Below are 24381 nucleotides of genomic sequence, written 5' to 3' on the forward strand. Positions count from 1 at the left end.
GAGTATTTGTAAACCTGAAATAGGCGCCTCAAGGCCCTCTGTCAACGGAACTAAGGTCGTTGTCTTGTAGTGGGGGTCCGTATATGCAAGAAATAACTAAAGGTATTAGCTAGGAACTATCGGAGATATTTGCAATGGCTAAGGGGTCCAGGGAGCGAGACTCTTTCCCAGTTCTTCCGAGGATTAAGGGTGTACGGATGGCGGCTGGAGCGGCTCGAGTGAAGTATGAGGGTCGAAAGGATTTAATGTTGGTTGTCTTTGAGCGGCCGGTTTCGATTGCGGGAGTATTCACCAAGTCAAAAACTGCGTCGGCTCCTATAAAGTGGGATAAGCGAGTTGTGCGAGCGGGTTCGGCTCGGGCTCTAGTAGTGAATTCTGGGAATGCTAATGCCTTTACCGGTAACGCTGGAGAGGAGGCAGTTAGGCAAACAGCCGATGTTGCCGGGCGGCTTGTGAAGTGTTCCCCGGAACAGATACTGGTTTCTTCAACCGGGGTTATTGGTGAAAAACTGAATGTGGCAAGGATTGCGGCCTTTCTTCCAAATTTGTACAAACAACTACGTGGTAATGCGTGGTGCGATGTGGCCGAAGCAATAATGACCACTGATACTTTCCCAAAAGGGGCATCCTGTGTCGCGAGGCTTAATGGGAGGGAAGTTAAAGTAATTGGGATTGCTAAAGGTTCTGGGATGATTGCGCCTAATATGGCAACCATGCTTGCGTATGTGTTCACTGATGCCCGGCTGCCGAGCCCAATTTTGAGACGGATGCTTAGGAGTGCAAATGACAGGAGTTTTAACTGTATAACTGTAGACGGCGATACTTCGACTAGTGATACGGTTTTGGCCTTTGCGACAGGTGCAGTGCCACTGGGTTTTACTCCTAAAACCATCCGGGATAAACGCCTGCTGCCATTTCGCGTCGCTTTGCAAAACGTAATGTTGGATCTTGCCAAGCAAATAGTGCGAGATGGAGAGGGGGCAACAAAGCTTGTGCAGATTGCAATTACTGGTGCTAGTTCAGTCAGCGCTGCTCGTAATATAGGGATGTCCGTAGCTAACTCCCCGTTGGTCAAGACAGCTATAGCGGGATCAGATCCAAACTGGGGTAGGGTGGCAATGGCCGTGGGAAAGAGTGGGGAGCCTATCTTGCAGGAACGGCTGCGTATTAGTATAGGCCCGTTTCTCATAACCGAGGAAGGTAGAGTGCGTGAAGAATATCGGGAAGACTTAGTTGCGGCTTATATGCAGGGCCAAGAAATTAATATTGGCGTAGACGTGGGTGTGGGACGCAGCCGAGCTACTGTATGGACCTGTGATTTGACCCACGAGTACGTATCAATAAACGCGGATTACAGGAGCTAGTTTGACAGTAATTCCCCATCTGGTGACAGCTTCTTGGGACGGAGTTAGGTAATTGAGAAGTCAGGTGACAGTGGGTGCTGTGGCTTTATTTGATCGCTCTCATAGGGTTTTGGTTGCTCAAAGGCCTTCGGACGGGTCGATGCCTGATGTCTGGGAATTCCCGGGTGGAAAACAGCGGGTTGGTGAGGATATTCGGTCAACTGCTTGTCGGGAGACTCGGGAAGAATTGGGAATAAGAATCGGCGAGCAGAAGTTGTGCCCTTTTGACGTAGTCCAGCACTCGTATGAGACGTTTGATCTAGTTTTGCACTTGTTCATATGCAGTGAATGGGAGGGTCTCTTGGTTCCAATGGTGCATAATCGCCTTCGCTGGGTGCCACTTCGGCAACTCTTTTCCTACCGGATGCCCCCTGCGGATGGGCCCCTCGTAGAAAAGTTGGTTTTGGCTTTTGGTGACACATAGTTAGCGTCGCAAACCAAAAACGTATTTCATCCTAGAATTTTTTCAAGCCCACTGTCTCCAGTTCCAGGCCTGAGGGGTTGCTGCTGTCGTGGATGCGGCGCCCATCCTATACTGTATAAAACTTCAAATTTTGCGCTTATCTTGCCTTTGGGTCCGTTACCATGTTTGGGATATAGGTTTGTAGCTTTTGTAAACAGCCCCCGAGGCGTGAAATGCTTGCACCGTTCATTAAGAGCATTGCCCTCTCCCATTTTCCTTAGATCTTTCATTAGACTAAACAGATCAGGATAGTCCACTGTAATATAGTCGACATCTACTACGACTATGGTGAAGCCAATCCGTTGCATTAGGTCACCCAGGTCGCGTATTTGAACAAACGGGGCCACCCTTGGGAATAATTCTGAGGTTGAGGGGTTTACTGCGTTTGTTAAACTTTGACGGAGCTCGCTGAGAGTATCGCCTCCAAGTAGAGCGCCAAGAAATAACCCATCGGAACGGAGACAGCGAAGTATTTCGGCGAGAGCTCGGGGAAGGTCGTTTGCCCAGTGCAGGTAGAGAGGGCTTAGAACAAGGTCGATACAGCTATCGGCAAGTGGCAGGCGTTCTTCATGGGCTACTAACTGTGGAGGGTCTGCCCGTCCAGCCATTGCAGCTGAAATATCACAGTTGATGAAGAATTCACGTCCGTGGCTTTGGTCGAGCATACTCTTTGTTTGCCCGCTTCGGCACCCGAGCTCCAGGACCCGCGGAAATGAACGCCTGATCATTTCTAGCTTTTCGATCAATCGATGGCGAACGTCTTCGAACAAAAAATCATGGCCACCCTTGTATGCGGTCATCCTAGAGCGGTTCTTTTTAACCGCATAACGATCGAAGATTTCTTTTTTATTTGTCATTGGCTTCTTGTGTCTTGTGGGCCAGATAGAACGGCGTTACAAAAGTAATTGATGTGCCACGGAAAACCAAACTATGTTGTTGTCCGAAGTAATATTCTTATGCTTTGTCGCTAACTTCTAACGCTTTTAGTACCAAAAAGACCCACAAAGTACTTTGTGCCTTGAAGCACGGGCGGCGTAAGGCTAGCTTAATCTGACTTTGACTCGAGAAGTTTTGTGCCATGAAAAAAGTTGTAATTTATACAACGGGGCTCTGCCCGTTTTGTCTGTTAGCCAAGCGGTTGTTTGCCGAGAAAGATGTTGCCTATCAAGAAGTTGATATTCTAATGGACGCGGGGGCTAGGGCAGATATGATTGAAAAGTCTGGGGGTAGAACCAGTGTGCCACAAATTTTTGTGGATGATATCCACATTGGGGGCTCGGACGATCTTTACGCCTTGGAGGAGGAGGGGCGTTTGGACGTTATTTTGGGTTTAGTTTGAATGGAGGTGCGGGCCGCCTGCATCCAAGTGACTAGTGGGCCATCTTTGCAGGATAACGTGGAGATGGCTTCCAAGTTTCTGGGTGAAGCCTGTTTAAGGGGCGCTAAATTTGTTTTTTTGCCCGAAAACGTGGGTCTTCTGGGCCCCGGTGCAGTTATGCGTGAGGCCGCGACCCGAGAGGAACACCATGTGGCATTATTGGCTTTTAGGTCACTTGCAGCCAAATTGGATGTTTGGATTTCCGTTGGTTCGTTGGCCGTTAAGCTTGAAAATGGCGGTTTGGCCAATAGGTCTTACCTACTAGATTCTTGTGGGAACATAGTTTCACGATACGATAAAATCCATATGTTTGACGTAGATTTGCCTAATGGGGAGCGATATCGCGAATCAGACAATTACGTGGCCGGTAAGGAGGGTCGTGTTGCAGAGACCCCGTGGGGCCTTTTTGGGCTGACTATTTGTTATGACCTGCGGTTTCCCCATTTGTATCGTAGCCTAGCTAAGGCGGGGGCGAGCATTATAGGTGTTCCATCCGCCTTTACCCGCACAACAGGCCGGGCTCACTGGCATATTCTATTACGGGCTCGTGCAATAGAAACTGGCTGTTTTATTGTGGCTTCGGCGCAGTGCGGACGGCACTACGGGAAGCGCTGGACCTATGGTCACTCATTGGTTGTGGACCCCAATGGGACTATCTTGCAGGAGGCTGATGAGGAACCTTGTTTCATTATGGCTACCCTCGAGTTAGGGCTGGTCAATACAGCCAGGGTGTCATTGCCCAGTCTGCAACATGATCGTGATTATAAGATAACTATGTAGAGGTATCGGCGTAACATTGCCTGACTATTATTTGTGTAAGACGGGTCTAGATGCGCAAATTCTTTGTATTTGAGCAGGTTTTGGTTGGTCTATGGTTAGATCTTCGTACGCCAATATATGTAAATGCCCCAGCGTGAGTTGAATTAGTTCATTAGCTTTCAGTAAATAATCGGGGTTAGTCGGTTTTCCAAATTTTTCATTGCCTATAGCGAATGTTTCATAAACCAGCAAGCCTCCAACTGCCAAGGATTCGATGATTTGTGGGAATAAGGGTCTGTGGAGATAATTTGTTACTACAATTGCGGTGAATACGTCGCCTTTGAAAGGCCAAGGGTTGGGTGATTCAAGGTCCACCTGGGCAATGGATAGGCGCGAACTCTTGAGCTGGTCCAAACGAGATACATCTTTGTCGATAGATACGACTGTATGGCCTTTATCCAAAAGATATTGGGTGTGGCGACCTGACCCGGCTGCAATATCAAGGATTGGGCCAGAGTGTGGTATTATTGAGCTATGCCGCTGCAACCAAGAGGAAGGCCCAATGGGTGCGGTGAAATTCTGGTTTACCATTCCGGATTTCCTATAATTTTGCTTAGTAAATGTCTCCTGCTAGCCTGAAGGAGCCTCTGAAACCATCCTTTGTCCGGCCGGCGGAGGATAGCATGGGGCTTGCATTCATGCATAATATGGTGACATGTAAGACTCTGAGACAAAAAGTTCCCATATTTGGGATGGATAAGGCCCTTTTATGATAGTTTTTGATTTACGTTGCGCCAATGACCATGTTTTTGAAGCATGGTTCGCGGATAGTGAAGCCTTTGAGAAACAGCGCGATGGTGGGAAAGTCGATTGCCCAGTTTGTGGTGATCGAAAAATAGAAAAAGCCCCTATGGCGCCCAACATAGCAACCGGAAAAGCTAAAGAGACCCCCAACTCTGAAAGAGCGGCTAAAGAGACTGAGGCGATGGGCCGCATTCTCGATGCTTGTCGTGCCCTGCAAAAAGAGGTCGAGCGCACCAGTGATTATGTTGGCTCTAAGTTTGCTGAGGAAGCCCGGAAGATACATTATGGAGAGACTGGAAAGCGGAGTATATATGGGGAGGCAACCAATGAGGAAGCAAAAGAGTTGAAAGATGAGGGGGTTCCAGTTGCTTCTATACCCTGGCTCCCTCCGACTGATAGCTGAGAAAGTTTCGTGAGGGTTAAATTTTATCCTAGTCATATGTTGTTTCTCACTTGAACTGGGAAAGTTAAATGACTTCGTTTGGTAGGGGAATTCTTTCAGATTGGTTCTTAAATGAAGAGTTAACATTTCTCAACCATGGTGCATTTGGGGCTGTTCCGAGAAGGGTTTTTCGGGCGCAGGAGAAGTGGCGAAGGGAGATTGAGGCTCAACCTGTTATGTTTCTCAATCAAGTCCTGGATCCAGAGTTGAAAAAGCTCGCTGAGCGGCTGAGCAATTTCGTGGGGGCACCCCCAGGTGAGCTGGTTTTTACATGCAACACCACGGAGGCCATTAGTAGTGTAGCCCACTCAATCATTCGCTCTCCAAATGATGAGGTTCTTTTAACTGACCAAACCCACGAAGGTGTTGCCAATATATTTAGGTACTTATGCGGACGGGTTGGTGCCCAAGTCAAAAGGGTGGCGTTGCCCTGGCCCGTCAGGTCAGAGACTGAAATAATCGATGCTTTTGAGCCGCACCTAACAGGGGGTGTGCGTCTTGTAGTACTTGATCATGTGACCTCAAAACAATCAGTTGTCATGCCATTAAAGGCGTTAGTTCAGGCCTGCCAGAGGGCGGATTGTTCAGTTATTGTGGACGGGGCCCATGCTCCTGGGATGCTCGATCTGGAGGTATCGGAAATAGGTGCGGATTGGTATGTAGGGAACTGCCACAAGTGGCTACTCGCTCCAAAAGGTGCAGCATTTCTTGTGGCTAAAGATGACAGTTCTCAGGGAATCCATCCCGCCACAATCTCTACAAGTTATGGGAAAGGGTTTTGGAGCGAATTTGCATGGACTGGAACTCGTGATCCGTCAGCATGGCTCTCGATCGGGGACGCTCTTGATTTCTGGTCGCAAGTTGGGGGAAAAGTCGGCAGAGATTATATGTGTAACTTGGCCGACTGGGCTGGGGAACAGTTGGCTTCTGATTGGCGTACCGAGAGGGGGGCTATTAGCGATATGACTGGGGCCATGGCAGCTGTGCGGCTACCAGACAACTCAGTGCTGGAAGCGGCGGGCCCGGATACGTTACACGACTGGCTTTTGAGGGTGCATAAGATCGAAGTTCCTATTTTTTTTCATGGTGGTTCTCTATGGCTCCGAATATCGACACACCTTTATAACGATGAAAGTGACGTATCTCGATTGTCCCAAGCGTTGCTTCAGTACGATGGTAGATAAATCAGGATTGGTCTAATGGTTTTGAGGCATGAAGGATGTAACTCACGCTTAGATCTTTAGTGAGAGTCCAAGTTCTGGATAGCGGGGCGTATCCGATTCCTCTAATTCGCATTGGTTCTAATCCATGGGTCAATAAGCCTTGGATTATTTTGGATGGAGGAGTAAATTTCTCCCACTGATGGGTCCCGCGAGGCAACAGCCTGAGCACATACTCGGCGCCGAGAATTGCGGCGGCGTAGGATTTTAATGTCTTATTGAAAGTAGAAAGGAACAAGGATCCGCCAGGCTTTAGTACCAGTGATAATGTTTCCAAAAAAATTGCCTTATCCGCAACGTGTTCCAGAACTTCCATCGCGACAACAACTTCAAATTTTTGCCCTGTGCTGTGTAGTTCTTCCAAAGTTTGGCATCGGTAGTTAATTTTTAGGTTCATTTGTTGTGCGTGATCTCGTGCAACACTGATGTTGGCTTTCGACGCGTCAATTCCCGTTACTTTAGCTCCGAGCCTTGCCATGGGCTCGGATAATATCCCTCCACCACAGCCGACATCCAGCAGTTGGATGCCAGCAAGAGCGTCGCCCTCCCCTGTTGGAGTGCTCATCACTGACGCTAGGTTATCGAGAATAAATGAGAGCCGGATGGGATTAAGCTTAAATAGCAAAGCTGAGGGCCCATCAGGGTCCCACCACCCGTCGGCCATTGCGTCAAATCGGCTTATTTCTTCGCCGTCTACTGTTCGACGAAGATTGGTATCTGTTGGCGGCATCAATTAGCTCACGCTGTATCCTAGGTTGCTTCGCCGCTCGGGGCGAAGTAATTTACTGTAACAGTTTGATAATAACACATTCAGTTGGCAGTGGCTCGTTGGGAATCAATTTTAAATGGCTCGGATCGTCCAAAAGTTTGGTGGCACCTCGCTTGCCAATATTGATAAAATAAATGACGCAGCTAAGCACGTTGCGCAAGCCGTGGCAGATGGGCACGAAGTAGCTGTAGTGGTTTCCGCGATGTCGGGCACTACAAACCAACTGGCTGCGTGGGCAGAGGAAATAAGTAGCAATCCAGATCCTTGCGAATATGATGCTGTGGTTTCAGCTGGGGAGCAAATAACTGCAGGCTTAATGGCAATGGCCATTCAAAGGCTTAATATCCAGGCGCGATCATGGTTGGGGTGGCAATTGCCGATTAGAACTGATCTCCAGCATGCACGGGCGCATATTGAAAAAATTGAGACAGAGGCAATATCCGGCAGTTTGGCTCAAGGGGTAGTCGCAGTAGTTCCGGGTTTCCAAGGTGTCGATGAGGAAAATAGAATAGCAACTTTGGGCAGGGGTGGATCTGATGCGTCCGCTGTAGCTCTGGCTGCGTCTATAAGGGCAGATTTATGCAATATTTATACCGATGTTGATGGGGTCTATACTAGCGACCCTCGGATCGTGGCGAGAGCCCGTAAGCTTGACAAGATCACCTATGAGGAGATGCTCGAGCTGTCATCGTTGGGGGCAAAGGTATTGCAGAGCCGTGCGGCGGAGTTGGCCATGCGCCATAGGGTGGTGGTTCAGGTGTTGTCCACTTTCCACGATTTGCCAGGAACTTTGTTAGTGGATGAGGAGTCAGGAGTGGAACAACAAATTGTAAGTGGCATAGCATTCAGTCGTGACGATGCAAAAATTACCTTAACAAATATTCCAGATCAACCTGGAATAGCTGCTGGAATTTTCGGTCCTTTGTCGCAATCAAATATCAATGTTGATATGATTGTTCAAAATGCTTCAGGGGATGGGACTTCAGCTGACTTGACATTCACTGTGAGTAAGAATGACTTGGGGAGCGCTATAATGGTGATAGAAGGTGTGAGGTCCTCCCTTAACTATGCAGAACTAATGTCGGACGATAATGTAGCAAAGATTTCCGTGGTTGGTGTGGGCATGAGAACGCACGCTGGTGTTGCTGCTACGATGTTTGAAACATTGGCAGAAAAAGGCATTAATATACAGGTTATTTCTACCTCGGAAATAAAGGTGAGTGTGCTTATTGCTAAGGAATATACAGAGCTCGCCCTTCGATCGTTACACACGGCATATGGTCTAGATAGTCGGTCGTCCGGTGGGTAATGGGATGAACATCACTCAATTATGGCTGGAGTAATTGTTGGGACTTTTGGGGGAATTGCGGTAGGGTTAGTGCCAGCACTCTTTGTGGTGGTGCGATATTGTAGAACGGCATCTATGTCTGGGCACTTGTTAGCTTGGCGACGGGCGATTTATGAAAAGTGCGGCTAAGAAAGAGTTGAGGGTGGGAAGAGCCGAACCGTATAGTGGGGTAGGTGCGGAGCTTAGAATTTTACGCGAGGAGCAAGGCCATAGTCTGCCAGAGGTGGGAAGGGCCTTGAAAATTAGTCCGCGATATTTGACAGCTTTGGAGGAAGGGGCTTTCGCGGATCTTCCAGGGCCGGCCTACGTGCTTGGTTTTCTCCGCAGTTATGCCGCGTTCCTCGGGGTTAGCCCCGTTGTTGCTGTAGAAAAATTTAAGAGAGAATCTAGTTATGAGGATAAACCAGATCTCGATTTCCCAGTGCCCGTTCGAGAGACTAATGTCCCCAGGGTGTCGTGGGTGTGGGGATCCCCGGCCATAGTAGTGGCCCTGCTCTGTGTTTGGTATTTTATCCAGGAGTCTGGAAAGGTAGAGTTTGATGAGATAGCTGAAGTCCCCGAGAGATTTTGGGAAAGTGCGGAGCGGCGTCCGATAGCAAAAGATAGGGACATTGTTGCCGAGGTTACCGATGGGCGAGGGGCCGACGAGCCCGTTGGGGAGGTGGAGACCATAGCCGTTGCAGATACCGAGTTTGAACTCGAGCCGAGCGACAATGTAGAGGCTAAGGCACCCATGAGTTCTGCCGAGGAAGCCGAGCTTTCCGATTCCATTATCAGCGTGCCTGCGGAATTTGAAGCACCTTCGGTTAGTGATGATCCTGAGGGAGATGAAGTGCGGCCGAATATTGTTCCAACTCCACCAGCCCCACCTGTGGAGAGTCAGGCTGGACAACAGACACGCATTTATGGTGCAGAGAATTCCATGTCTCGGGTTACCCTTTTGGCGGTTCAAGACAGTTGGGTTCAAGTGGAAGGTCCAGATGGAAAACTCTTAATTACTAGAATTTTGTATACAGGCGATAGTTATCGGGTGCCGAATCGTTCAGGCCTAACATTAATTACAGGGAACGCAGGTGGTCTTAAAATAATTGTCGATGATATAGAGGCGCCGCCATTAGGCCCGCTCGGGGCCGTTAGGAGAGGTGTTTTATTGGATCCGGAGGGTTTTTTAGAGTTTGGGTCTAGTGATTTAGAGTGAACTTCAGCAGGGTAGTTCTATCAAAGGCCTTTAGGTTCACTTTTCTATAATAATATGGGAAGGAGGGAGTGGTTTGAATTCGTTTCAACGTATACCAAGGCGCGATAGTCGACAGATTAAAGTTGGAGACATATTTGTAGGGGGCGGGGCCCCCATATCAGTTCAGTCAATGACCAATACTATTACGGCAGATGTCGCGGCTACGATTGGTCAAGTCCGAGCGCTTGAGGACGCTGGTGCAGACATCGTCAGGGTTTCCTGCCCGGATGAGGAAGCGACGGAGGCACTTTCCGCAATTGTTGCGGCTGTAAAGGTCCCATTGGTGGCTGATATTCATTTCCACTACAAAAGAGCATTGGAGGCGGCGAAGGCTGGGGCTAGTTGTCTAAGAATTAATCCAGGTAATATTGGAAGCCCTGGCCGAGTGGCCGAGGTGGTTAGTGCAGCCAAGGATCATGGTTGTAGCATGCGCATAGGCGTGAACGCGGGGTCGTTAGAAAAAGATCTGTTGGAGCAGTATGGTGAGCCTTGCCCGGAGGCCATGGTGGCTAGCGCACTACGGCATGCCCAAATTTTGGAGGACCATGATTTTTTTGATTTTAAGATTAGTGTTAAAGCTTCGGACGCCCTTTTAACTATTGCTGCATATAGGGCATTGGCTAATGCTTGTAACCATCCACTGCACATTGGAATTACAGAGGCAGGTGGCCTATTGACGGGTGCTGTGAAAAGTGCAGTCGGTTTGGGCGCTCTTCTGCAGGATGGCATCGGAGATACTATTCGGGTATCTCTGGCGGCTGATCCTGTTCAGGAGATTCGGGTGGGATTCGAAATTCTCAAGACGTTAGGTCTCAGAGAAAGAGGAGTAAGAATTATTGCTTGTCCGTCATGTGCGAGGCAGCAGTTTCCGGTAATAAAGACGGTTAAAATTCTCGAGGAGCGATTGGCTCATATCAAAACTCCGATAACGTTGTCTATAATCGGTTGTGTGGTCAATGGTCCTGGTGAGGCTAGGGAGACTGATATAGGTTTAACAGGCGGAGGACGAGGCACTCATCAAATTTACTTAAACGGTGTGACGGATCACCGAATATCTGATAAAGGCATTGCAGATCACATAGTGGAACTAGTCGAAAGGAAAGCTGCTGAAGTCGAGGCGCAGACTTGATGTTCCACATATGGGATGAGTTAGCGAAGCGGGGGTTGAACCGAAGAGAATTCTTTGAGGAAGTGTTAATGGAAGCTGTCGAATTTGGATGATATTCATTAATTGTGTAGCTGATGAACTTTGACGAGAGACTAGAGAAAATCATCGGGCGCCATGGCGAGATTGGGGAGCGTCTAAATGATGGTCAACTCCAGGCTGATGAGCGTGCTCGGCTTTCTAAAGAATATGCTGAGTTAGCTCCAGCTATTGAGGCCGCTGGTGAGTTCCGTGCCCTTATTTTGGAGATACAGGATTTGGTCAATTTAATTTCTGATCCAGACACAGATGGTGAACTGGTGGTTTTAGCTCAGACAGAGCATGAGGAGTTGGCGCAGAGACAGAGGGACTTAGAAAAACAAATTCAGATTTTGTTGCTTCCCCGTGATCGAGATGATGAAAAAAACGTGATAGTAGAGGTGAGGGCGGGCACGGGCGGCGAGGAGGCGGCCTTGTTTGCGTCAGACTTGTTCAGGATGTATCAGAGATATTCAGAAATAAATGGTTGGAAATTTGAAATTTTGCATATTTCGGATACGGGTTTGGGGGGAGTTAAAGAGGCATCGGCATCAATAACAGGTAAGGGTGTTTTTGCACGCCTTAAGTTTGAGTCGGGAGTGCACCGGGTTCAAAGAGTGCCTAAGACGGAGGCCTCTGGGAGAATTCATACTTCAGCGGCCACCATTGCCATTCTTCCGGAAGCCGAGGAAGTTGATGTAGCAGTTGAGGACAAGGATTTACGGATTGACGTGTTCCGGGCAAGCGGTCCAGGTGGCCAGTCTGTGAATACTACAGACAGTGCCGTTCGAATAACTCATCTTCCCACGGGGATTGTAGTGTCACAACAAGATGAAAAATCACAACATAAAAACAAAGCAAAAGGTATGCGAATTCTTCGTGCACGGCTTTACGAAAAGGAGCGCCTTGATCAGGCCGAGAAACGTGCTGCTGCAAGGCGGTCTCAGGTCGGTACTGGGGATAGGTCAGAGAGGGTCAGAACCTATAATTTTCCCCAAGGGCGGGTAACCGATCATCGGGTAAATATTAGTGAATTCGATATTGAAAAGATGCTTGCTGGAGAATTGCTGAACAACTTTATTGATGCCCTGGCAGCTGAGGACACTGCTCAGCGGCTAGTGGAGATGGGTGAAGAGAATCGTTAATGCCTCTCTAGCGCCGGGCGATTTGCCGCTAATTGTTGGTGACGCGCTGGCGACTATTAGTCCCGTGATTCGATCGGCAGGAATAAATAATCCGGAGGCAGAGGCCCGTTTGCTCATTTCAGTTGCATTGGAATGGTCCCTCGAACAGGTGTGGCTTCGTGCCGAGGCGCCTATCTGTAGGAATGATCAGGAAAGGATTATCAAGGTTCTGCGGAGACGGCTAGCCCACGAACCTTTTGCATATATTAGTGGGAAGCAGGAATTTTGGAGCCTAGAGTACTTAGTTGGGAAGGGCTGTCTCATTCCCCGCCCGGATAGTGAGTGCTTAATTGAAGCGGCTCTAGAGATCCTGCCGCCTTGCAATGTTAGTACCAGTGTTCTGGATCTAGGCACGGGTAGTGGCTGTCTTCTCCTGTCACTCTTGTCTGAGTGTCCCGCTTTGTGGGGCGTGGGCGTTGATATTAGTTCAAAGGCATTGGAATATGCAGAACGTAATGCAGCCAAATTTAGCCTTTCCGATCGCGCTCTTTTTATCAGATCTGATTGGGGCTCCTGCTTGAATTTTCGTTTTGATCTAGTTTTGTGCAATCCGCCGTACGTGGAAGCGGGGGAGGTCTCGGCGCTTATGCCTGAGGTGGCTCATTATGAACCAGCTGTTGCTTTAAGTGGTGGCAGGGACGGGCTAGACTGCTACAGGTTATTAGCCCACCGATTGCCAGATCTTTTAACCACGGATGGAAAGGTTTGCCTGGAGATTGGCCTAGGACAAGTTTCCTCGGTGAAACATATTTTTTCTGAATCTGGCCTCCAACAATATAGTGAAAAGAAGGATTTATCCGGGGTTGTGAGGTGTTTAGTATTTGCTCTGTAATATTTCCCTATTTGGGTCAGGAAGTGCGATAAAAAAAAGGCTTGGAAACAGGACCGGTAAAAGCTAACGTAGACAAAACTGGTTTGGTGACTGGCGACCTGGTTAATTCCGGTGTCACCCGTTTTTCCCAACAGGATTTGCCAGATCTGCGGGCACAACCTCTAAGAGGTTTGTGTTGTGGAGGTAGTGCGTCCTGGAAATGACAATGCAGAAAATGTTGTAGTAGGTGATGAAACAAAATCACAATTCTAAGCGGCATCGAGGCCGTTCTAATGGTCGGCGCGGATCTCATGGGTCGGGCCATTCAATAGAGAGCAATGGCCCAGATGTAAAAATTAGAGGTAAGGCTTCGCAGCTATACGAGAAGTACCAGTCATTATCTCATGACGCCCTATCTTCTGGGGATAGGGTGGCGTCGGAAAGCTATCTGCAGCATGCAGAACACTATTATCGTGTTATGGCGGCGCAGGCCCCTCAGAACGTAGAAAACTCAAATGAGGGACGTGGCAAGGCTGTTCGCGAGCGTGATGATAAAGTCTCGGCCGCATCTGGAAAGCAAGAGCCAGCTAGTAGTGGTCCGTCTGATGGATCCGCTTCTAGTGGTGATGAAGTTGGTGAGGGTGAGGCGGCTTCAGCCTAAGTTTTGGGATTAAGCCAGCGTGTTTGATGTGGATAGGGAAGTTTTCGGTCCGTCTAGGGGCATTCAGTGGAGATTTCTTCCGACCTTGTTTTGGCAGTAGATAATCGCGTGGGGCTGTGGGTGGGTGATCGACTGATCAAAGAATTGATTGGCCTGTTATAGCCCAATCTTTCAAGAAGGCATCCAAGCCCTTGTCGGTTAGTGGGTGCTCAGCCATTTGTTTGAGGACTTTTGCAGGAACTGTTATCACCTGTGCTCCTAATCGGGCTGCCTCAACAACATGAAGCGGGCTTCGCACAGAGGCGACAAGGATTTTGGTTTGAAGAGAGTGTTTGTGCTGTTCGTATATTTCTGAGATAGCTCTTATTAATTCCATTCCATTTTGCCCGATATCGTCCAATCTGCCAACGAATGGCGAAATATAGGTTGCCCCGACCTTTGCTGCCAGCAGTGCTTGGGAAGCCGAGAAGCAAAGTGTGACATTTACGTGGATGGCTTCGTCGCGGAGCATTTTACAGGCTCGAAGGCCATTCCAGGTTAGGGGGACCTTCACAACAATGTTGTCAGAAATTTTAGAAAGATGGCGCCCCTCTTGAAGCATGTCCTCCGGCTCTAGTGCCGTTACCTCAGCGCTCACAGGGCCTTTCACTAAATCACAGATCGCGCCCAGTGTGGCTTGATAGGAATGTCCAGTTTTAGCGATCAACGATGGGTTAGTGGTGACGCCATCTACAAGGCCCGTTTCCACTAGCTCTGCTATTTCATTTACGTCGGCGGTATCGATGAAGAATTCCATTAATAATTCCGTTACTTGGGCGATTGGAAATACTATCTTATAGTTAACAGAATAACGTATGGTTGAAATGACTGCTAGCCTTGTGGAAGAAGAAAACAATAGAACTGTGTCTGTATTGTTGTCTGTGCCTCCTTCAAGGCTCTATGATTATGCAGTTCCTCCAGGGATAAATGTGCTTCCAGGAGATATCGTAGATGTTCCACTGGGAAAGCGTCGGGTATTGGGGGTGGTGTGGGGGCCAGGCTCTCGCTTGCGGCCCTCCATAAAAATTAAACCGTTATTGGGTAAAAGACAAATGACTGGGCTTAGTCTGGAGCTAAGCCGCCTCGTTGACTGGGTAGCAAACTATTACCTGGCTCCCCCTGGGCTTGTGCTTCGGATGGTACTTAGTACGCCTTCAGCGCTGCAGGAACGAAAGCCTTTGAAGGGTTACCGGGATAGCGGAAGCCGTCCCCAAAGAATAACCCCGCAGAGGGCTAGGGTTTTTGAGGTCTTAAGCAAATGCGGGCCGTGTGTGCTGGGAGATATTGTGCGAAGTGCCAATGTTAGCCCGGGCGTTGTCAAGCAGCTAGAGAATGAGGGACACCTTGTGGTTTCCGATATTCAGTTGCAGCCCGAATCTGAGCCGCCAAACCCAGACTACCAAGTGTCCCAGTTATCACCTGATCAGGAACGTTCTGCCGAGGTTTTGTGTCGAGCAGTAACCGATCGTAAATCTGGAGTTAAGTTGCTTGATGGGGTGACTGGCGCTGGAAAAACAGAGGTTTATTTTGAGGCAATAGCGGCGGCCATACGAAGGGAGGGGCAAGCTCTAGTCTTAATTCCTGAGATCGCTCTGACAGAGGATTGGATTAGGCGCTTTCAGGGGCGTTTTGGTGTGCGGCCTTGGGCCTGGCATTCGGAGATTGGCCTGACGACGCGTCGTGAGACCTGGCGGCAGGCAAATTCATCTAGTCCCGGAGTGTTCGTGGGAACGCGGTCAGCTTTGTTTTTACCATTCCAAAAGCTCGGTTTGATAATTGTGGATGAGGAGCATGATCCTTCTTACAAACAGGAAGATGGCGTCGTATATAATGCAAGAGACGTTGCCATAATGCGAGGGAGGTTTGCTTCGTGCCCTGTTATACTAGTGTCGGCGACGCCTTCTCTCGAGACACATCATAATGTTGAGGTCGGACGCTACGAAAAATTATCCCTTCCCCGCCGCTTTGGTCTTTCCAGTCTTCCAGACATTGAAGCGATCGATATGCGTGTGAACCCGCCGGTAGCGGGTAGATGGATTTCGCCTAGATTAGATCAAGTTTTGAGACAAACGATGCAGGAAGGTTCTCAGACGTTGCTTTTTCTAAATCGTCGTGGATACGCTCCTCTGACTTTGTGCGGCGCTTGCGGTTTTCGAATTGAGTGCAAGTCTTGCAGTGCTTGGCTGGTTGAGCATAGAGAGAGCTCCCTCTTGACGTGTCATCACTGCGGGCACCAGGAAATTAGGCCAAAATGCTGTCCGCGATGTGCCGCACTCGACAGCATGGTTGCTTGTGGGCCTGGGGTCGAGCGTTTGGCTGAAGAGGTAAACAAGTTTGTTCCAGAGGCACGAGTCCGCCTTATGACGAGTGATACGATAAAGAGCGGGGGTGAAGCAAAAGTTTTAGTCCAGGATATGCTGGCCGGCAATATAGATATCTTGATCGGGACACAGATGGTGACCAAGGGATTTCATTTCCCATCCCTAACCCTCGTCGGTGTGATTGATGCCGATCTTGGCTTATCTGGCGGGAACCTGCGCGCTGGTGAGAGAAGTATGCAATTACTATCACAGGTCTCTGGTAGAGCAGGGAGAGAGAATAAGTCGGGTCGAGCAATATTGCAGACCTATGTACCCGAACATCCGATAATGGCAGCCCTAATCCAGGGAGATAGAGATAAATTTGTTAGGGAGGAATTGGAGGCCAGGAGGCAGGCTGGTATGCCGCCCTTTAATCGCTTGGTAGGTATGATAGTTGCCTCGGCAAGCCAACAGTATGCTTTTGAGGTTGCGCGGTTGTTGGTCAGAAAAGCTCCTGTTGTGAGTGGGTTTGAGATTTTTGGGCCGGCTCCCGCGCCAATTGCGCTTCTTAGAGGTAAATACCGGTTCCGAATTTTAGTTCGAACCCCCCGCAAGTACGGATTGCAGGCTCTTTTGCGGTCATGGTTGGATAGGTTAGACTGGTCAAAGGAGGTATCAGTCAAGGTTGATGTGGATCCCTACAGCTTTACGTAACCGAGCTAAATTAAACTCCTAATATGACGAGTGATATTGCAAGAACTTCCCTACTGTGTTACCTAACGCGACGATTGGACGCGAGCCTGGCGAACAGGGCCAAGCATGCTGAAATACATTGTTTTTACAGATAGTTGGTCGATTTATTGAACATCTGGGGATTGTGAGTGGCTAGTACGTCTGTTGGCATGTCAGGCCTCGCTACGAGGTATGCCGGTGCTTTATTTGATTTGGCTAAGGCTAAGGGGTTGTTGGATGAGACGGCAGCCGACCTCTTAAAACTGAGTGCGACTTATGATGAGAGCTCTGATTTGCGACGTCTGGTGAGTAGTCCGATTTTGGGTAGGGCCGATCAAGCCAGGGTTATGAATGTGCTGGCTGAGAAGTTAGAGTTGGACCCTCTCACCAAGAATTTTGTTGGTCTTTTGGCGTCAAATCGCCGTTTGGTGGCACTCCGTTTGATTATAGAGAAATATGTTACCCTGCGGTCACGGGAGAGGGGTGAGATGCCTGCTGAGGTGATTAGCCCGGTGGAACTGACCTCAGAGCAGCAAACAGCACTAGCACAGATTTTGAAAGGGGCAATTGGCAAAGAGATTGCCATTAAGTTCCAGATAGACGCAAGCTTATTGGGAGGGCTAATCGTAAAGGTTGGTTCTCTGATGGTAGATGGTTCACTTCGAAATAAACTTCAACATATGCAGCTTACAATGAAAGGGGTCGGATAATGGACATCCGTGCCGCTGAGATTTCAGAGATCTTAAAGCAAGAAATTGAATCCTTCGAGACGGGCGCTGAGGTGGCAGAGGTTGGTCAGGTGCTGTCAGTAGGAGATGGTATCGCCCGGGTTTATGGGTTAGACAACGTTCAGATGGGGGAAATGGTTGAGTTTCCTGGCGCTATTCGAGGTATGGCCTTGAACTTAGAAGCTGATAACGTTGGCGTCGTGATTTTCGGAGATGACCGAAATATCAAGGAGGGCGATACGGTTAAGCGGACCGGGGCTATTGTCGACGTGCCAGTAGGCAAAAATATGCTTGGCAGGGTTGTCAATGCACTGGGGGAACCAATTGATGGTAAGGGCCCTATAACGGATGTTGAGCGGCGCAGGATAGAAGTTAAGGCGCCCGGGATTATACCCCGACAGTCGGTTAGCGAACCCATGCAGACTGGTCTTAAGGCGATAGATAGTTTGGTTCCTGTTGGCCGTGGCCAGCGAGAGCTAATCATTGGCGATCGACAAACTGGAAAAACTGCTCTGGCTATCGATACCATAATTAACCAAAAAGCTGTTAATCAGTCGGATGATGAAGGTAAAAAGCTTTATTGTATATACGTAGCAGTAGGCCAAAAAAGGTCGACGGTTGCTCAGATTGTGAAGACATTAGAGGAAAATGGTGCTCTGGAGTACACGGTGGTTGTTTCTGCGTCGGCCTCTGAACCTGCGCCTCTTCAGTTTCTCGCACCATATGGTGGGTGTGCCATGGGGGAGTATTTCCGTGATAATGGAATGCACGCACTGATTGTATATGATGATTTGTCAAAACAAGCTGTGGCCTATCGGCAAATGTCTCTGCTATTGAGAAGGCCGCCGGGTCGAGAGGCCTATCCGGGTGATGTGTTTTATCTGCACTCTCGTTTACTGGAGCGCGCGGCAAAGATGAGTGACGCTGAGGGGGGAGGTTCGCTAACCGCCCTTCCTATCATTGAGACACAGGCAGGAGATGTATCTGCCTATATTCCCACTAATGTGATATCAATAACGGATGGCCAGATTTTTTTGGAAACGGAGCTGTTTTACCAGGGCATTCGGCCTGCCATAAATGTTGGTCTATCGGTGAGCCGTGTTGGCTCAGCAGCCCAAGTGAAAGCGATGAAGCAAGTGGCAGGGTCGATAAAGCTTGAACTAGCACAATACCGCGAGATGGCGGCTTTTTCCCAATTTGCCTCAGACCTGGACGCATCTACGCAGCAGCTGCTTGCTCGTGGTGAGCGATTAACGCAGTTGCTTAAACAGGGGCAATATTCTCCTTTATCAGTGGAGGAGCAGATAGTGGTCATTTTTGCAGGGGTCAGGGGATATCTGGACGCCTTGGATGCTGGACAGATAGGACAGTTTGAGGAGCATCTCCTTAAGGATATTAGGGCAAACGGCAGAGAGCTGTTGGATGCCATCCGCAAGGAGGGGGAGATATCCGAGGACACAGAAGAAAAGCTCAAAGTAGCTATTGAAGCTGCTTCTGAGAGTTTCAGTAAATAGCTAACGTAGTTCGAAATGCCAAGCCTAAAGCACTTACGGGTTAGGATTAATAGCGTCAAGGCGACCCAAAAGATAACCAGCGCTATGAAAATGGTCGCTGCTTCTAAGTTGCGCCGCGCACAAGAGGAGGCGGAGTCCGCAAGGCCTTATGCCGAGCGTATGGAGCGTATGGTTGCTTCAGTGGCTCAAACTTTTGTTGGTAACGAGATGGCTCCAAAATTACTCGGTGGTACTGGTTCGACTAAACAACACTTGATAGTTGTCGCAACCTCTGATCGAGGATTATGTGGTGGCTTTAATGGTTCGATTATTCGGGCGGTGCGAGCTCGAATTGATGAACTTGAGGGGTTGGGAGCTAAGGTATTTTTATTTCCCGTTGGGAGAAAAGGCGCCGAACAATTACGTCGAGATTTGGGCGAAAGGTTTCTGTCGGAGCGCGATGGATCTGGTTCGCGTAGTCCAACTTACTCGGATTCTAGTGATATAGGGCAGACCTTAATGGAGTGGTTCGATTCAGGAAAATTTGACGTGTGTGAGGTTGTGTACAATCGTTTCCAAAGTGCTATGACACAGACGGTCACCTTCCAGCAATTAGTTCCGTTTTCTGTTGAGAATTCTGAAGAGCCATCTCTTGATGGGGCGATTTATGAATTTGAGCCCGACGAGGAGGCAATTCTGGAAAAATTACTGCCGCGTAATATAGAGGTCCAAGTTTTTCGGGCACTGTTGGAGAACGCGGCTAGTGAGCATGGTGCTCGTATGATGGCGATGGATAACGCCACCCGTAACGCTGGGGAAATGATTGATAAATTGTCACTAACGTATAATCGGACACGCCAAGCTATGATAACCACTGAGCTAATCGAAATCGTCTCTGGAGCTGAGGCGCTTTAACTGCGGAACATGGAGTAGCACAAATGGACAAAACTGTTGGACAGATTACCCAGGTATTGGGTGCGGTTGTGGACGTCCAATTTAAGGATCATCTTCCACCAATCTTGAACGCTCTCGAGTGTGATAATGATGGAGAACGGCTGGTTCTTGAAGTCGCCCAACACCTAGGGGAGTCGATTGTTAGAACCATTGCTATGGATGCTACTGAAGGACTGGTTCGAGGTAAGGAGGTTAGCGACACTGGGCAGCCGATCTCGGTGCCAGTTGGGCGGGAAACCCTAGGCCGTATTATCAACGTGATAGGGGAACCCATCGATAATCGCGGGCCTATAGGAACTGAGTTACGGCGCCCAATCCATGCTCCGGCTCCTGAATTTATTGAGCAATCCACGGAGTCTGAAATTCTCGTTACTGGGATCAAGGTTGTGGATTTGCTAACTCCTTATGCAAAGGGAGGGAAAATTGGTTTATTCGGTGGGGCCGGTGTCGGGAAAACCGTGCTCATCATGGAGTTGATTAATAATGTGGCAAAGGCTCACGGCGGATATTCTGTATTTGCAGGGGTTGGCGAGAGAACCCGAGAAGGCAATGATTTATACCATGAGATGATCGAGTCTGGCGTTATTAAGACGGAGGGTAACGAAGAATCTAAGGCTGCGCTTGTTTATGGGCAAATGAATGAGCCGCCAGGGGCTCGATCCAGGGTTGCACTTACAGGCCTTACTGTTGCGGAGCACTTTAGGGAAGAGGAGGGCCAGGACGTGCTCCTCTTTATTGATAATATTTTTAGATTTACTCAAGCAGGTTCGGAAGTATCAGTGTTGTTGGGTAGGATCCCGAGTGCGGTTGGCTATCAGCCAACTCTGGCCACTGACATGGGTAACTTACAAGAACGTATCACCACAACCAAGAAAGGTTCTATTACCTCGGTTCAGGCTATTTATGTTCCCGCTGATGATTTGACGGATCCTGCTCCTGCAACTTCGTTTAGTCATTTAGATGCCACGACGGTGTTGAGTCGACAAATAGCTGAGTTGGGGATCTACCCAGCTGTTGACCCGTTGGATAGTACATCTCGGATAATGGACCCTCGTATTGTCGGGGAAGAACACTACAATGTTGCACGTAGGGTGCAGGAAATATTGCAAACGTATAAATCGTTACAGGACATAATTGCTATTTTGGGGATGGATGAATTGTCTGAGGAAGATAAGCTCACGGTGGCCCGTGCGCGGAAAATACAGCGTTTCCTATCTCAACCTTTCCATGTGGCGGAGGTGTTTACGGGGAGTCCAGGGGTATTGGTCACTCTTGAGGACACGATTGATGGATTTAAGCGCATTGTGGATGGTGAATGTGATGATATGCCTGAAGCTAGTTTTTATATGGTTGGCACTATCGCCGAGGCTCGCGAAAAGGCCAAAAAAATGGCGGCTGAGGCAGCATAACGCGTATGGCTGAACAACTTACCTTTGAATTAGTGTCCCCGGAGCGACTTCTTTTCTCTACGGATGTGGAGATGGTAGTCGTGCCTGGTGACGAGGGTGATTTCGGAGTGCTTGCTGGGCACGCCCCGCTTGTATCTACGGTTAGATCAGGAGTGATAGATGTTTATGGATCGGACAGTATTTCTGATCGTATTTTTGTGGCCGGCGGATTTGCAGAAGTCGTAGCGGGGAGGTGTACGGTTTTGGCTGAGGAGGCTATTAATTTGAAAGAGGTAGAGAAATCTGCCGTTGAAGAGCGTATTCGCCGAAATGAGCAGTCTATCCAAAACCTCAATCCTGGAGAGGATGCCAACGCCCTTGAGGTTGACCTTGCGGTGGCTAGGGCTCTAATGGATGCATTAGACGGATAGCTCGTANATTAAATTGTTTCGTCCGGATACCATTTTTGTTTCGCCGGCCAAGATTTTACAAGATCAAGAAAGAGGGGATCAATCCGGCTAGTTCCCTCCTTTGCACTCTCTTGAGCAAGTGGTCCGGGTTCCTCGTTAAATGCCAGAAGTGAAAGGTCTTCCATACGCATGGGGTATAAAAAGCCGTCCAGGTGGTCGCATTCATGTTGGAGTAGTGCCGCCCAACTCGACTTGGCTTCCTGTGACACTCGTTCCCCTGACAGAGTTTGGTAGTTAATAGTTATTTCAGGCCATCTCGGAACTTTGCCATGAAGCCCGGGTATGGAGAGGCACCTTTCCCATACTTCTATCTTTCGCTTTTTAATTGGTTTGATTTCGGGATTGATCATGACAGTCCATGGTATAGGTTTAAGGTCTGAGGCTGCCGGTATCCGCGGCGATATCATTCTGTATACTACCATCCGTAAACCCTGCATTACTTGGGGCGCTGCCAGACCGCTTCCTCCTATATCNATAAGGGTGTCTTGCATATCTTGCGCCAGCGCTTTTATTTCAGGGGCAGTAGGATCTTCGATTGGTTTGGCCTTCTTAAGAAGTATGGGATTTCCCATTTTAGCTATTCTAAGTACGGACATGTGCTAATCATCTCAAGCGTGTTTGCTGTGTGTGGACGGTTGTTAGGATTACTCTTAATAAACAAAATTTGCTACTGTGAAGTTCCTAGCTGGAATGTTGGTCTTTGACCATAGTTTAGAAGGGTGAGATAGAGTTCTCCCAAGGCTTTTTTGCAATGGGTCGCCCAAGGTGTATTGGAGAGAAGTAGAAATGGAGAGTTGGAGAATNACTTATTTTGGGGAGTGGGCTCATAAAGATGGTATGAGGACACTAGGTTTAGCGCCCAATATCGAACTTCAAAATCTCGAATTTGGTACTAATAGAGAGAAAATCTGGNGTTGCTTGGGGTCATCGGATGGTTACCAGGTAAGCTCCGCTCGGCACGAACTCCCTGAGGAATACCATGTGTCCAGTGCATTTCTAGAGAAATGTCCGAGGATCATGGCGGTATCAGTCAGTGGGGCTGGTTTTGATACAGTGGACGTCCAAGCTTGCACGGATCGAGGAGTAATTGTGGTAAATCAGGCAGGGGCTAATAAGGAAGCCGTTGCGGAACACGTTCTCGGCATGATGTTGGCCCTAGCCAAAAGAATGGTTGAGATGGATAGGTCTTTGAGAAGGGAGAGGGGGTGGCATCGCAACGACTATATGGGGACAGAGTTGTTTGGAAAGACTGTAGGAATAATTGGATTGGGCAATGTTGGGTCGCGAGTGGCTAAATTATGTGGAGGTCTTTTCCAGATGCAGGTGTCTGCGTACGATCCATATCTTTCAGAAAAAGAAGTAGAAGATAGGGGCGCCTCTCCTGTTGTGCTTGAAAAGTTATTGGAAAGTTCGGACTTTGTTTCGNTCAATTGCCCTTTGACGACGGAGACCGCTGGAATGATAAACAATGCCGCGATCCGNCAAATGAAGACAACGGCTTATTTAATAACAACGGCACGNGGGGGAATTGTTGATGAGGGTGCNTTAGTAGAAGCGNTAGAAAATAGNGGGNTANGNGGNGCNGGTGTAGATGTATGGGCAGCGGAGCCNCCCCCACTTAACCACAAACTCAACAATTTTGACAATGTGATCTTGACCATGCATACAGCTGGNATTACNGAAGAAGCAAGGCAGAGGCAGGGCGTCTANGCCGCGGAGCAATGGTTGCAAATTGCTGCAGGTGAACGACCCCCTAGATTNGTGAACCCAAGTGCCTGGGANGGTTTNCAGGCAAGGAAAAAAAGAACACAAATNCNTTAGTTTTTAGTNGTGGAGGNAAAGAAAAATGAGTGTCTGGGGCAAGGTTCTNGGCGCGGGCGCGGGCTTTGCNNTTGGTGGCCCNCTTGGAGCTTTAGTTGGGGCGGCGGCTGGACATTATATAGCCAAGTTTAGGGCTAATGCTTTGTCAGCTGAGCAAGGCGGGCNCCCGTCTTCTGTAGGGCACNAAAGCCAGCAGGCGCGGCAAGTGATCTTTGCGACCGCATTGGTGGTGTTGGCGGCTAAGTTAGCAAAGGTCGACGGGGTGGTTTCTCGCGAGGAAATTGAGAAATTTAAAACTATTTTCAATATTTCTGATTCCGAGATCAAAGCGGTTGGGGAAATCTTTGACCAAGCAAAAAAGACTGCTGATGGTTTTGAGCCCTATGCTGAGCAGGTAGGACAACTGTTTCAGTCTACTCCTGCGGTTTTGGAGAACTTAATTGGAAGTTTATTTGAGATAGCAAAATCAGATGGTTGGGTTCACGATGCGGAGTTTCAATATATTGAAAGGGTGGCGCAGATTTGTGGACTAGATTCGAAAACCTTTGCACGTGTATCAGAGCACTATGTTCACGAGGATAGTGATCGAGATCCATACAATATCTTGGGCATTGCATCTGATGCGTCAAATCTGGAAGTAAAGGCTCGTTATAGAGAGCTGGCTGTACAGAATCATCCAGACAAACTAATTGCAAGTGGCATGCCCGATGAGCTTGTCCAAAAGGCTACGGAAAAATTGGCTGTGATCAACTCAGCTTATGAAAAAGTATGTGCTCAGCGAAATATAAAATAAA

25 protein-coding genes are annotated in these 24381 nt (G+C 48.7%); 20 read left to right on the plus strand and 5 right to left on the minus strand.

The window, feature by feature from the left end:
* Positions 1 to 134 precede the first annotated feature (134 nt).
* Positions 135 to 1364: a bifunctional ornithine acetyltransferase/N-acetylglutamate synthase gene (locus CMM32_09700; GenBank protein ID MBT07166.1), complete on the plus strand. Its 1230-nt coding sequence runs from the start codon at positions 135 to 137 to the stop codon at positions 1362 to 1364.
* A 52-nt stretch (positions 1365 to 1416) separates the two neighbouring features.
* Positions 1417 to 1827 carry an 8-oxo-dGTP diphosphatase MutT gene (locus CMM32_09705; protein ID MBT07167.1) on the plus strand — a complete coding sequence of 137 codons (411 nt, stop codon included), beginning with the start codon at positions 1417 to 1419 and terminating at the stop codon, positions 1825 to 1827.
* Between the two features lie 26 nt (positions 1828 to 1853).
* Here CMM32_09705 and CMM32_09710 read toward each other — a convergent pair whose 3' ends face one another.
* Entirely contained in the window at positions 1854 to 2723 is an 870-nt protein-coding gene (locus tag CMM32_09710) for an SAM-dependent methyltransferase (GenBank protein MBT07168.1), read from the minus strand.
* Between the two features lie 221 nt (positions 2724 to 2944).
* On the opposite strand from CMM32_09710, the gene grxC reads away from it, so the two are divergent.
* Together grxC and CMM32_09720 are read left to right on the plus strand one after the other, a co-directional pair.
* Entirely contained in the window at positions 2945 to 3205 is a 261-nt protein-coding gene (gene grxC, locus CMM32_09715) for a glutaredoxin 3 (protein MBT07169.1), read from the plus strand.
* Complete coding sequence (locus tag CMM32_09720) at positions 3206 to 4024, plus strand: amidohydrolase (protein ID MBT07170.1); 819 nt, start codon at positions 3206 to 3208, stop codon at positions 4022 to 4024.
* 27 nt (positions 4025 to 4051) lie between these two features.
* On the opposite strand, the gene CMM32_09725 is transcribed toward CMM32_09720, so the two are convergent.
* Entirely contained in the window at positions 4052 to 4594 is a 543-nt protein-coding gene (locus tag CMM32_09725; protein ID MBT07171.1) for an SAM-dependent methyltransferase, read from the minus strand.
* Positions 4595 to 4772: 178 nt separating this feature from the next.
* Between CMM32_09725 and CMM32_09730 the strand changes: the two genes are divergently transcribed.
* The gene (locus CMM32_09730) at positions 4773 to 5210 is read left to right on the plus strand and encodes a hypothetical protein (GenBank protein MBT07172.1); all 438 of its coding nucleotides are present in this window, start codon (positions 4773 to 4775) and stop codon (positions 5208 to 5210) included.
* 68 nt (positions 5211 to 5278) lie between these two features.
* The gene (locus CMM32_09735) at positions 5279 to 6433 is read left to right on the plus strand and encodes an aminotransferase (GenBank protein MBT07173.1); all 1155 of its coding nucleotides are present in this window, start codon (positions 5279 to 5281) and stop codon (positions 6431 to 6433) included.
* A gap of 1 nt (position 6434) precedes the next feature.
* Here the strand turns inward: CMM32_09735 and CMM32_09740 are convergent, their stop codons facing one another.
* Positions 6435 to 7199: a bifunctional 3-demethylubiquinol 3-O-methyltransferase/2-polyprenyl-6-hydroxyphenol methylase gene (locus CMM32_09740; protein ID MBT07174.1), complete on the minus strand. Its 765-nt coding sequence runs from the start codon at positions 7197 to 7199 to the stop codon at positions 6435 to 6437.
* 115 nt (positions 7200 to 7314) lie between these two features.
* Here CMM32_09740 and CMM32_09745 point away from each other — a divergent pair, with 115 nt between their 5' ends.
* From CMM32_09745 to CMM32_09770, 6 genes are all read left to right on the plus strand, one after another.
* Positions 7315 to 8547 carry an aspartate kinase gene (locus CMM32_09745; GenBank protein ID MBT07175.1) on the plus strand — a complete coding sequence of 411 codons (1233 nt, stop codon included), beginning with the start codon at positions 7315 to 7317 and terminating at the stop codon, positions 8545 to 8547.
* A 151-nt stretch (positions 8548 to 8698) separates the two neighbouring features.
* On the plus strand, positions 8699 to 9784 hold the full coding sequence (locus CMM32_09750) for a hypothetical protein (GenBank protein ID MBT07176.1): 1086 nt from the start codon (positions 8699 to 8701) through the stop codon (positions 9782 to 9784).
* A gap of 73 nt (positions 9785 to 9857) precedes the next feature.
* Positions 9858 to 10952 carry a 4-hydroxy-3-methylbut-2-en-1-yl diphosphate synthase gene (locus CMM32_09755; GenBank protein ID MBT07177.1) on the plus strand — a complete coding sequence of 365 codons (1095 nt, stop codon included), beginning with the start codon at positions 9858 to 9860 and terminating at the stop codon, positions 10950 to 10952.
* A 113-nt stretch (positions 10953 to 11065) separates the two neighbouring features.
* Positions 11066 to 12151: a peptide chain release factor 1 gene (locus tag CMM32_09760; GenBank protein MBT07178.1), complete on the plus strand. Its 1086-nt coding sequence runs from the start codon at positions 11066 to 11068 to the stop codon at positions 12149 to 12151.
* On the plus strand, positions 12135 to 13022 hold the full coding sequence (prmC, locus tag CMM32_09765; protein ID MBT07179.1) for a protein-(glutamine-N5) methyltransferase, release factor-specific: 888 nt from the start codon (positions 12135 to 12137) through the stop codon (positions 13020 to 13022). The genes CMM32_09760 and prmC overlap by 17 nt, the downstream gene beginning before the upstream one ends.
* A 229-nt stretch (positions 13023 to 13251) precedes the next feature.
* Positions 13252 to 13662 (plus strand): hypothetical protein, encoded by a 411-nt coding sequence (locus tag CMM32_09770; GenBank protein ID MBT07180.1) that lies wholly within the window; start codon positions 13252 to 13254, stop codon positions 13660 to 13662.
* Positions 13663 to 13798: 136 nt separating this feature from the next.
* On the opposite strand, the gene fsa is transcribed toward CMM32_09770, so the two are convergent.
* A complete protein-coding gene (fsa, locus tag CMM32_09775) occupies positions 13799 to 14458 on the minus strand; it encodes a fructose-6-phosphate aldolase (protein ID MBT07181.1) in 660 nt (219 codons plus the stop codon).
* Between the two features lie 67 nt (positions 14459 to 14525).
* Here fsa and CMM32_09780 point away from each other — a divergent pair, with 67 nt between their 5' ends.
* The 6 genes from CMM32_09780 (at position 14526) to CMM32_09805 (ending at position 21727) form a co-directional block, all read left to right on the plus strand.
* Positions 14526 to 16715 (plus strand): primosomal protein N', encoded by a 2190-nt coding sequence (locus tag CMM32_09780; protein ID MBT07182.1) that lies wholly within the window; start codon positions 14526 to 14528, stop codon positions 16713 to 16715.
* Positions 16716 to 16903: 188 nt separating this feature from the next.
* Positions 16904 to 17443 carry a F0F1 ATP synthase subunit delta gene (locus CMM32_09785; GenBank protein MBT07183.1) on the plus strand — a complete coding sequence of 180 codons (540 nt, stop codon included), beginning with the start codon at positions 16904 to 16906 and terminating at the stop codon, positions 17441 to 17443.
* Positions 17443 to 18975, plus strand: coding sequence for a F0F1 ATP synthase subunit alpha (locus tag CMM32_09790; GenBank protein ID MBT07184.1), 1533 nt, complete (start codon positions 17443 to 17445; stop codon positions 18973 to 18975). The genes CMM32_09785 and CMM32_09790 overlap by 1 nt, the downstream gene beginning before the upstream one ends.
* A gap of 15 nt (positions 18976 to 18990) precedes the next feature.
* A complete protein-coding gene (locus CMM32_09795; protein ID MBT07185.1) occupies positions 18991 to 19869 on the plus strand; it encodes a F0F1 ATP synthase subunit gamma in 879 nt (292 codons plus the stop codon).
* Between the two features lie 23 nt (positions 19870 to 19892).
* Positions 19893 to 21317 carry a F0F1 ATP synthase subunit beta gene (atpD, locus tag CMM32_09800; protein ID MBT07186.1) on the plus strand — a complete coding sequence of 475 codons (1425 nt, stop codon included), beginning with the start codon at positions 19893 to 19895 and terminating at the stop codon, positions 21315 to 21317.
* Positions 21318 to 21322: 5 nt separating this feature from the next.
* Positions 21323 to 21727, plus strand: a complete 405-nt coding sequence (locus tag CMM32_09805; GenBank protein ID MBT07187.1) for a F0F1 ATP synthase subunit epsilon — start codon at positions 21323 to 21325, stop codon at positions 21725 to 21727.
* 8 nt (positions 21728 to 21735) lie between these two features.
* Here the strand turns inward: CMM32_09805 and CMM32_09810 are convergent, their stop codons facing one another.
* Positions 21736 to 22362: a peptide deformylase gene (locus CMM32_09810; protein ID MBT07188.1), complete on the minus strand. Its 627-nt coding sequence runs from the start codon at positions 22360 to 22362 to the stop codon at positions 21736 to 21738.
* A 190-nt stretch (positions 22363 to 22552) separates the two neighbouring features.
* Here CMM32_09810 and CMM32_09815 point away from each other — a divergent pair, with 190 nt between their 5' ends.
* Together CMM32_09815 and CMM32_09820 are read left to right on the plus strand one after the other, a co-directional pair.
* Positions 22553 to 23587, plus strand: a complete 1035-nt coding sequence (locus CMM32_09815; GenBank protein MBT07189.1) for a 3-phosphoglycerate dehydrogenase — start codon at positions 22553 to 22555, stop codon at positions 23585 to 23587.
* Between the two features lie 25 nt (positions 23588 to 23612).
* Complete coding sequence (locus CMM32_09820) at positions 23613 to 24380, plus strand: molecular chaperone DjlA (GenBank protein MBT07190.1); 768 nt, start codon at positions 23613 to 23615, stop codon at positions 24378 to 24380.
* The last annotated feature ends 1 nt before the right edge of the window (position 24381 follow it).

It is taken from the genome of Rhodospirillaceae bacterium, from assembly GCA_002728255.1.
Classification (GTDB): Bacteria; Pseudomonadota; Alphaproteobacteria; order UBA7887; family UBA7887.

What these genes read in the sequence shown, in the direction of transcription:
- CMM32_09700 (MBT07166.1), top strand. Translation starts at nt 135, where the DNA reads ATGGCTAAGGGGTCCAGGGAGCGAGACTCTTTCCCAGTTCTTCCGAGG.
- CMM32_09710 (MBT07168.1), bottom strand. Translation starts at nt 2,723, where the DNA reads ATGACAAATAAAAAAGAAATCTTCGATCGTTATGCGGTTAAAAAGAAC.
- grxC (MBT07169.1), top strand. Translation starts at nt 2,945, where the DNA reads ATGAAAAAAGTTGTAATTTATACAACGGGGCTCTGCCCGTTTTGTCTG.
- CMM32_09720 (MBT07170.1), top strand. Translation starts at nt 3,206, where the DNA reads ATGGAGGTGCGGGCCGCCTGCATCCAAGTGACTAGTGGGCCATCTTTG.
- CMM32_09725 (MBT07171.1), bottom strand. Translation starts at nt 4,594, where the DNA reads ATGGTAAACCAGAATTTCACCGCACCCATTGGGCCTTCCTCTTGGTTG.
- CMM32_09730 (MBT07172.1), top strand. Translation starts at nt 4,773, where the DNA reads ATGATAGTTTTTGATTTACGTTGCGCCAATGACCATGTTTTTGAAGCA.
- CMM32_09735 (MBT07173.1), top strand. Translation starts at nt 5,279, where the DNA reads ATGACTTCGTTTGGTAGGGGAATTCTTTCAGATTGGTTCTTAAATGAA.
- CMM32_09740 (MBT07174.1), bottom strand. Translation starts at nt 7,199, where the DNA reads ATGCCGCCAACAGATACCAATCTTCGTCGAACAGTAGACGGCGAAGAA.
- CMM32_09745 (MBT07175.1), top strand. Translation starts at nt 7,315, where the DNA reads ATGGCTCGGATCGTCCAAAAGTTTGGTGGCACCTCGCTTGCCAATATT.
- CMM32_09750 (MBT07176.1), top strand. Translation starts at nt 8,699, where the DNA reads ATGAAAAGTGCGGCTAAGAAAGAGTTGAGGGTGGGAAGAGCCGAACCG.
- CMM32_09760 (MBT07178.1), top strand. Translation starts at nt 11,066, where the DNA reads ATGAACTTTGACGAGAGACTAGAGAAAATCATCGGGCGCCATGGCGAG.
- CMM32_09770 (MBT07180.1), top strand. Translation starts at nt 13,252, where the DNA reads ATGAAACAAAATCACAATTCTAAGCGGCATCGAGGCCGTTCTAATGGT.
- fsa (MBT07181.1), bottom strand. Translation starts at nt 14,458, where the DNA reads ATGGAATTCTTCATCGATACCGCCGACGTAAATGAAATAGCAGAGCTA.
- CMM32_09780 (MBT07182.1), top strand. Translation starts at nt 14,526, where the DNA reads ATGACTGCTAGCCTTGTGGAAGAAGAAAACAATAGAACTGTGTCTGTA.
- CMM32_09785 (MBT07183.1), top strand. Translation starts at nt 16,904, where the DNA reads ATGTCAGGCCTCGCTACGAGGTATGCCGGTGCTTTATTTGATTTGGCT.
- CMM32_09790 (MBT07184.1), top strand. Translation starts at nt 17,443, where the DNA reads ATGGACATCCGTGCCGCTGAGATTTCAGAGATCTTAAAGCAAGAAATT.
- CMM32_09795 (MBT07185.1), top strand. Translation starts at nt 18,991, where the DNA reads ATGCCAAGCCTAAAGCACTTACGGGTTAGGATTAATAGCGTCAAGGCG.
- atpD (MBT07186.1), top strand. Translation starts at nt 19,893, where the DNA reads ATGGACAAAACTGTTGGACAGATTACCCAGGTATTGGGTGCGGTTGTG.
- CMM32_09805 (MBT07187.1), top strand. Translation starts at nt 21,323, where the DNA reads ATGGCTGAACAACTTACCTTTGAATTAGTGTCCCCGGAGCGACTTCTT.